Raw genomic sequence first — 6656 nt, forward strand, 5'->3', positions numbered from 1 at the left:
CGTAACGCCCAATGACCTGAGAAACTCAGATGTAGTCTCCATGGAGAAACTCGCTTCCTGTTATCCAACAGGAACCAAGTCGCAGAAACCTGGAATCAGAAGAAGGTGAGTTCCAGCCGCCGCTTACGGAAAACTGGTCCACAGAAGCGCGCCGAGCGCTTGAGCTACTTGATGGCATCGCGCCCGGCGCGCTTGCCACACCCGAAACCGACGACTATCAAACCCAAGGACTTTCGTTATGACTGAGGGACGAACGGGGGGCAGGTCAGCCACAATGGAGCGGTTACGGAAGAACCCGGGACTGGACGCCCGCTGGACCCGTCCGGCTGAACCCAGAAAACGAAATCAGCGCCCCTGAAATCAGAGACGCCGCATGAAATCGGCGGACAACTACTTTGACTGTGAATGTCTCTAACCCGCAACGTGACGTGCGTGAATCCATCGCTGCTTGGGAACTGAAAACAACCTGCCCAGGAAGTCGTGCTGCAACAGATCGGCGAAGGGCTCGGTATGTGTGTCCACGATTTTTCGGATGTCGGCTTTGTAGATCTGCGGCTTTCCGGCAAGATCCTCCAACTGCTGATAGAGTGTCAGGACATATGGCATTTCAAGTGTGGCCTTCTTCAGGTCAGTCAGGTCACGTTTGTGGTGCCGTAGCCCCTTGTCGAGGAAGCTTTCGGAAAATGTTGCCAATTCGTCGGGCCGGACCGCAAGTCCTGACCAGTCGGAAATCCGGGTCAAACACGCTTCTGGATTACTGATCAGGTCGTTGTAGCGCACCACGATCATGCGTTCGTCTTCTAGGGTCGCTAGAAACCTGACTGTGTAGACATACCAGAGCAAAAGTGTCTCGCGCAGATCCTGACCGAAGAAATGGAAAGGATCGCCATCGCCGGCAAAACTTTTGCGGTAACGGGATTGCTGACTTTCGGCGCATTCTACCGGATTGCGAAATGTGAAAACGATTTCCGGCGTGCCATGTCCCATGGCGCGAACGGTGTTGCGCCAGATCCCATAGGTCTGCATGATGCGCGGATCTTTGAGGATATAGTTCGGATGCGGCTGACAAAGATACTCATGGCCCAGAAACGTACTGATCGGCAGTTTGAATTGACTGGCGATTGCATCAGCGTCATCACCGAACGAAAAGAAGATGTCGTCCCAATCGGAATTTCGCTTTCGTAGGATCTCTTCATTCAGCCGCACAAAGCGCTTGTTCTCATAATATCCTTTTGGGTTTTCGTGTGTTCCCGCCCAAAGCTCACCATTTCCGATGGAATAGCCGACGCTTTCACAACCAGCGGCCAGAAGAGACGTGCCCGAGCGATGGAACCCGACAAGAAAGGTGAAGCGGCTTTCGCTGGTCCGGGCGCGATCACGCTTGTCGCTGTCCAGATAGATCATGACCTTCAGCGTCTCGACGGCCTCTTGGATATGCGCCCTCAGATTAGGGCGGCACACCTTGTCACTCTTTGGAAGGAAGTTCCGGTCTACGGAATCGTGGTAATGGACGATCCGAAGTTGGGATGGGTCCGGAACCTGATGATCGGGCACTGGGAAATGCAGCGGATAGTTGAACGATAGCGGAAGCACTTTGTAGTCAAGTCCCAGCCGCGCCAAGGTAAAACAGAAAGAGATTTGATCGGTGTGCCAGCCGAACTCGGCCAATATGGCACGAGATTGTTCGCAATCGAGAAGTCGCAGGGCTTCTGCTTCCCAACATTCTGAAATTGCGCGCAGATGCTTTCCCGGAAGGATGTAGAGCCCACCGTTGAAGTTGCCCACCAGTGTTGGTTCACAATTGATGTCAGAAAGTGTCTCGGGGATCTCCGGCAAATCAGGCGCCAGTGCGGCGACAGCGCGCAGCTTGTCGATCGGGGGATTATTGTAATCCACGATCTTGCCAAAAACAAGATCGTCCTGCCCAACGAGATCCGAAGCAATATTTCGCAAAAACAGAATGTCGGTGTCGCAACAGACGACAAAATCTGCGTCGCTTGGGGCATTCCGCAGTTGAGCAACCTTGTTGCAATACTTTTTGTCCCCGAAGAGAACACTGCCCACCACTGTGCAGCCAAGGCGCACGAATTCTGCACGGTATATTTCGGCTGGCGGCGTGAGATTCACAAACATATCTTCAGACTGAACGCCAACGGCCTTCAGAGACAGTACTAGGTTCAGCGCCTGTCGAAAAAATTTCGGACTACGGTCAACAACAAAGGAATAGACGATCTTCATTTGAGGCCCCTCATGCGTCATCAAGTTTTTCTAACCATCGACCGCAAGATAGATCTTCCGAAAGCGTTTCTTTTTTTGGTACCGCTACCGACAGAGATGTTTGGGAATTTTGATTTAGAATCGATCGGTTGTGGAGTCTTAGAAAGAAGCTGAATGAACAGATCTATGTGACACTCGAAAAACATGTCAGCGGACATGGGGTGACTGTTGCGATCTTCGAAAATGCCATCTCGAATGAAATGCTCCAAAGGATCGACACCACTTTCTGCAACATCCAGATTAGTCTCCAGATAGGCTTGTGCGTCAAAGTTTCCACTTTCCGCTACCGGTGAAAACAACTCAAGAATTAGTTTCTTCTGCACCCACGGCATCACATCCTTGATGCTTGCTTTGATCCTGTCGATTGTGCCGCTATGAAGCATTTCCGCCGTCCGGCTATTGTTTAGATCGGCGGTAGTATTGACCAGTTGTTTTTCCAAAGCTTCGATTTGGGTTCGCAAGATGCTATTGTTTGTCTGGACGCCACGGGCGACTATATTGAACATCCTGTCGCTTTTCGACAAACGGGTTTCAGCCTCAACGCGATCCAGCTTGCGACAGTAAAGCCAAAACGAGTCGAAAGAGTCTGTCGCAAAAGGATCCGGATACCGCCTTTGCAATTCTTTCGAAGCCTTGTAGCGACGGCGATCCGCATCTACGATGGCTTCCCCATTTTTGTATGAACCAAATTGCCACGGTAATTCGTAAATGGGATGACTGCGCGACCCGGCTAGGGCTTCAGAATACCAGAGCGACAGCTCTTCAAGAATATCCTTATTTTCAACTAACGGTTCAGAAGTTTTGTCGTACAATCCTTTGACATAAGGCCCTATTTTATAGAATCCTGAGAAATGGATAAATTGGACAGGATTTCCATCGGCCAGATAAACACCGTCCTTCTTCGATATTTTTCGCTGAAAGGTGTTCCAACGCGCAACATTGTAAACCGGTTCCCGCATGACCTTTAGATCGTCGATGTAATTTGGAAGAAGATCTATCCATTTCTGGTCGGTAAATAGACCTTGCTCAGGATCGATTAGACAATGATCCATCAGGCGGTACCGCCACCAAGATGAAACTTCTCGCCCTGTCTCCGTGTTCTGAAAAGCAAAAAAACCTAGGTTGAAACCGCCGACTTTGAGTGGCCCTTTCTCAAAGAAAAGCCAGTCGTCATTTTCATGCAGCAAGGATGCATGTGGGGTCAGCAAAACCGAAGACTCCGTCAGCTGATGGCGCATATCACTCATTGGACCGAAAAGTACGCAATCCGGATCAAAGAACATCACTGCGTCGCAATCGGCGCGCTCCATCAGCATGGATGCAGTAAAGGGTTTAACCGCTGTGGCCAGCTCCATCACGGTATGGCCAAATGCCCATCCGCGCGGATTTTGGATATAGTCTGCATAATCATCAAGAAACAAGACTTCATCAAAGCCCTCATCTTCAAGATTTAGCATTCCCGGACGCTCGTCTGTCAAGCTTAAAACGAAATGCGCATCTGGCATAAACTTTTTGACAGAGGCGGCCAAGAGCTTTGCGCAGGGAACGAAGTTGAGAGCACAACTAGTGAAGACATAGAGCATCAGGATGTCCAATTCGCGGAAGTCGGAAAAGTCAACAAGAAGTGAACCAAAGGATTGGTCCCAGACAGGAAAATCTCTGGATGAGATTGAAAATAGTCGGCTGTACTGAACCACGCATTCGGGTTTCTCAACTCACTCGCGCCGAACTCAAGATAGTGTTCAACTTCGTCCATTCCTGACTCGGCGACGTCTGGATACATTCTGCGATAATAGGCTCGGTCAAATGCTTTTACCTTATGAAGAACCTGAACTTCGATCGCGCGCGTGCCGTCGCTTAGTCGGGCGCGCATGCTATTCAGCCCAGCCCGTAGAACGCTCGTCGGCGTCGCGGCAGCGTTTTGTTTGACGGCATTCGACTTAGCCATCTTCAAGCGAATCTCGCTCAATGTCTTCTGAAAGGATCGGAAGAAATCTTCCATGGGATTCTGGCCTGCGTGCTTGGCACAAAATTCGTACAGAGGCACAAAGGGTAATGTTCGCCCCTTCGGGTTGCGCAATTCAAGATCGATCCAAGAGGGATCCAGTCCTGAAATGATTGCCGTCAAGTTCTCTTTAGCTGAATCTGTCAGACTTCCAGTGTCAATCTGCTTCGAGAACGACGCCATAAAATTACATGTCTCGATCAGCATTGACGTTGCAAGAAGAGACCGATGTCTTGGGCGTACTTGGAACCAGTCGCCATCCAACTGCTCCAAATACCGGCGTATGCTTGCGAAAACATGTTCCGGGTCCTGAACCAACACTTGTGTCGCTTGCTGGCCGTGATTATCGGCTTTCCGCCAGAGATAAGTGTAGGAATTCAGAAGAGTAATTTTACGGCACGCCATGAGGTATTGGATATTGAAATGACGATCTTCCCCAAGCCTCAGGTCTTCGCAAAATTTGATTTCATTCTCGACAATGACGCTGCGCCGGAACAGCGCATTCCATGAAGTGTAGATCAGGACAACCTGAGGCAGTGAGCCCGGCGGAATGGCGCAAACTTCGGAGAAATTCCTTTCTTCTCCTTCGTTCTCAGAGTGAATGTCGTTCACCGAGTCCCAGAGCAGGTGCTTGCCGCGGACGAAGTCCACGTCATCGCTAATGGCCGAGAAAAGCGTTTTCAGACCATCGCCGTTTAGCTTGTCATCCGCGTCCATGAAGAGGATGAATTCCCCTTCTGCCGCCGCAATAGCTTTGTTCCGAGAGGCTGATACACCAAGATTCTTGTCGTTGAATATAGGAACGATCCGGTGATCATTAGCCGCAAGACTTTTAATTAGGGACCGAGTGTTATCCTCTGAGTAGTCGTCGACCATCATAATCTGCAGATCGGGAAGGTCGTTGGCGGTCCCCTTTGGCGGAAGGGATTCGTAAGCTTCAATAAGCGTTTCTTCAGCATTGAAACAAGGAATAATTAATGAAATCAAATTTTTTAAGCCTTTTCTTCGCACTTGAAATTTAGCCTGCGGAAAGGCGATACGTCTTAGCATAATCTAACATTTCCGATGTATGGGCACTCACACAATTCTTTGAACTAACTTACATCGCGGGCCTTGCCCGCAGAGGGGAAGATTACACGGATACGCATCCTTAACGGCACAGTTTTTCAGTCTCAAGACCTATTTGTCGTAGAGAAATAGCTAAAAGTTGGTGATGGCTCGGGAGGGCGGCATATCATGGCGGTGTTGAAGACGCCGTCAGTTCTCCGCAGAGAAAAGGATATGCCGTATGACAAAGACTAGCATTACAAGCCTGCCCGATCCATCTGGATTATCACCTGATCCGCTGACCGAACTTCTTCGCTCTGGCGCGCGCACTCTGATCCAGCAGGCCGTGGAGGCTGAGCTGCTCCGCGCCCATGCCGGCGAGACCACAGAAGACGGTCGGGCACGACTGGTGCGACATGGTCATTTGCCGGAACGTGAGGTGATGACCGGGATCGGCCCTGTCGCTGTGAAGGTGCCCCGCGTGCGTGACCGTGGCGGGGAAGCCGAGAAGATCCGGTTCACGTCTTCGATCCTGCCGCCCTACCTGCGCAAGGCCAAATCCATCGAGGGGCTTCTGCCCTGGCTGTATCTGAAGGGCATTTCCACGGGCGACTTTCAGGAAGCCCTGGCCGTCTTGCTTGGTCCGAATGCGGTAGGGCGGTCCTCGACCACGATCTCACGGCTTAAGGCCGACTGGTGGGAGGAGTATGAGCATTGGCAGCACCGAGACCTATGCACCCGGCGCTTCGTCTATGTCTGGGTAAATGGCGTTTACTTCCAGCCAAGGATGGCTGAGGAAGTGAGGAGGATCAGAAATTGATCCAGTGGATCAATGACTCGACGAACAATGTGTTCTGGTGCTGATCGGCGCTGACGAATGAGGCCGCAAAGAGGTTCGGGGGCTCAGCGATGGCTTTCGTGAAAGCACCCAGAGTTGGCGCGAGCTGTTGCACGAGCTAAAGCGCCGCGGCCTTGCCCGGGCCCCTGATCTTGCCGTTGGCGACGGGGCGCTTGGGTTCTGGGCGGCATTGCGGGAAGTCTTTGGCGCGACCCGCGAGCAACGGTGCTGGTTCCACAAGACCGGCAATGTCCTCAACGGTCGTCTTGGTTGCGCCACTGGTTCAAGCAACCAGTGGACGGCGCCAAAGTCGCTGCAAGCCAAGGCCAAGGGGCATCTGCATGATATTTGGCAGGCCGAGAGGCCTTGTTGCGCAAATCGTGCTTGGGATTCACCAAGGGAATCCAATGTGCTAGCTGGCGGGCATGAGCATACCCGCGAAGACGATCTACAAGACAACGAATTGGCATGACTATAACCGCGCGCTGA

Annotated in this window: 3 protein-coding genes and 1 pseudogene; 1 reads left to right on the top strand and 3 read right to left on the bottom strand. The window is 51.5% G+C overall.

The genetic code is table 11. The annotated features are described in order from the left end of the window. Positions 1 to 411: 411 nt before the first annotated feature. The 3 genes from BV911_RS18155 to BV911_RS18165 all read right to left on the bottom strand — a co-directional run bounded on the left by BV911_RS18155 (position 412) and on the right by BV911_RS18165 (position 5332). Entirely contained in the window at positions 412 to 2133 is a 1722-nt protein-coding gene (locus tag BV911_RS18155; RefSeq protein ID WP_205963907.1) for a sulfotransferase family protein, read from the bottom strand. A 125-nt stretch (positions 2134 to 2258) separates the two neighbouring features. Next, positions 2259 to 3860 carry a hypothetical protein gene (locus BV911_RS18160; RefSeq protein WP_139840151.1) on the bottom strand — a complete coding sequence of 534 codons (1602 nt, stop codon included), beginning with the start codon at positions 3858 to 3860 and terminating at the stop codon, positions 2259 to 2261. Next, positions 3860 to 5332, bottom strand: a complete 1473-nt coding sequence (locus tag BV911_RS18165) for a glycosyltransferase family 2 protein (protein ID WP_086054981.1) — start codon at positions 5330 to 5332, stop codon at positions 3860 to 3862. Before BV911_RS18165 ends, BV911_RS18160 begins: the two co-directional genes overlap by 1 nt. A gap of 238 nt (positions 5333 to 5570) precedes the next feature. Here BV911_RS18165 and BV911_RS18170 point away from each other — a divergent pair. Continuing rightward, positions 5571 to 6558 (top strand): annotated as a pseudogene (locus BV911_RS18170) (IS256 family transposase); the annotation flags it as partial. Positions 6559 to 6656 lie beyond the last annotated feature (98 nt).

This window comes from Pseudoruegeria sp. SK021 (assembly GCF_002119405.1).
Taxonomy (GTDB): Bacteria; Pseudomonadota; Alphaproteobacteria; order Rhodobacterales; family Rhodobacteraceae; genus Meridianimarinicoccus.